Annotated in this window: 1 protein-coding gene; it reads right to left on the reverse strand. The window is 37.0% G+C overall.

Annotation, left to right across the window (positions count from 1 at the left end):
• Positions 1-93 precede the first annotated feature (93 nt).
• Positions 94-1,251 carry an ISL3 family transposase gene (locus tag NG795_RS28310; RefSeq protein WP_367291939.1) on the reverse strand — a complete coding sequence of 386 codons (1,158 nt, stop codon included), beginning with the start codon at positions 1,249-1,251 and terminating at the stop codon, positions 94-96.
• Positions 1,252-1,503 lie beyond the last annotated feature (252 nt).

Below are 1,503 nucleotides of genomic sequence, written 5' to 3' on the forward strand. Positions count from 1 at the left end.
GGCTCTTTAGGACTTGTGGTGATAAATTTATCTAATGAATTTCCAAAATCTTCAATGTTCTTGAGTGGTTAAATCTGTAATTTATAAGGAGTCTCATGAAAAAGCTGATAAAAGACGTAACCGAAAGTTTTCAAAGTTTCTAAATCCATAGCCTTGCCGTTTTATCAGCTTTATTTTGTTGTTAATTCCTTCCATAGTTCCACTGCTAGAATGACTAATAAAGTAATTACAGATGGTTGGCAAATGGTCGGAAATAGTTTGAATAACTTTGCCGTAAATTTTTCGAGCTTTTTGCAACCATTCTTCAAAGCGATTTTGACCTTCCGAAACCGTTTGACTGGTTTCATAAATCTGTCGAAATTCTTCCTTATATTCGTAAGCGGCTTTCAATCGCTTAGATTTAGATGAGGATAAGAGGTTTTCTAATTCATCGCGTTCTCCATTGTTTAAATCAATTCCGTTTTTCAAAAAAAGAGACAATTTATTCTGTTCTTTAACCCCAGAAGATTTAGCGATTTTTTTCAATTCTTCAACTAGAGGTTTCATTACATGAAATCGGTCTGTCACAATTTGAGCATTGGGAAAAACTTCTTGAATAACTTTTGGAAAGCCATGCCACATATCAACACTAACTTCTTTTACCGCTTTTCTGACTTGAAGCGGAAGCTCTGAAAGCCTTGATATCAAACAATCTTGGGTTCGTCCATCAATGACTTCTATGAGCTTATGTCGATCTAAGTCGCAGATCACCGCTTTATAATTTTTATGCCCTTTACGCATAGCAATTTCATCAAGACTTATCCGTCTAGCTCCAAGCCACTGCTGCTCGGCTATGTTGGAAGCCCAGTGATTAAATATCCCTTGAATTTCATCATAAGATAGCCCCTCAATTGATGCAACTTGAGCTAGGTTTGATGACTTGACCCGCTCAAAAATATTTTTTTCATACCTCCGAGTATGCCGCCGCTTCGATTCTATCCAAGGCAAGTTTTCTGTGAAATACTTTTGACAATGACGACAATAAAATTGCCGACGTGGGATCTGCAAATAAGTGGCTTTATCAAAACAAGGAAGGTCTCGTACTAAGATGGGACGATTTTGATGGATTTCGGTGCTATAGCTTTGACATAAAGGACAGTGTGTTCCTAAGTTGGTCAATTTGATTTTTAAGCAAATCCCATCTTCTAACATCGTAAATTCTCTAACGGTCACATCAGGTAAGCCCAGTATTAAATTGAGATGATTTTCCATAAACCCAAGCTCAAAAATTTTTAGGGGGAAAGGGTGACTTCCACAAACCAGCTAGATTTTATCAGTTTAGGGCTTAACTTTGAGCCAGCTAACTAAACTTAATGATTTTTTCAAGATTTTGTAGAGTTATAAGACTCTATTTTTCAACCGGAGAAGCTAAAACCCTTCATTTGTATGGGCTTCAGCTTCTAATCTGGTACGTCGGACTCCTCATTCATTAGATAAATTTATCACCACAAGTCCTGAAGAGCC

It is taken from the genome of Laspinema palackyanum D2c (genome assembly GCF_025370875.1).
GTDB classification, from domain to species: domain Bacteria; phylum Cyanobacteriota; class Cyanobacteriia; order Cyanobacteriales; family Laspinemataceae; genus Laspinema; species Laspinema palackyanum.

Coding starts and splice junctions, on each gene's coding strand:
- NG795_RS28310 (WP_367291939.1), bottom strand. CDS start 1,251: ATGGAAAATCATCTCAATTTAATACTGGGCTTACCTGATGTGACCGTT.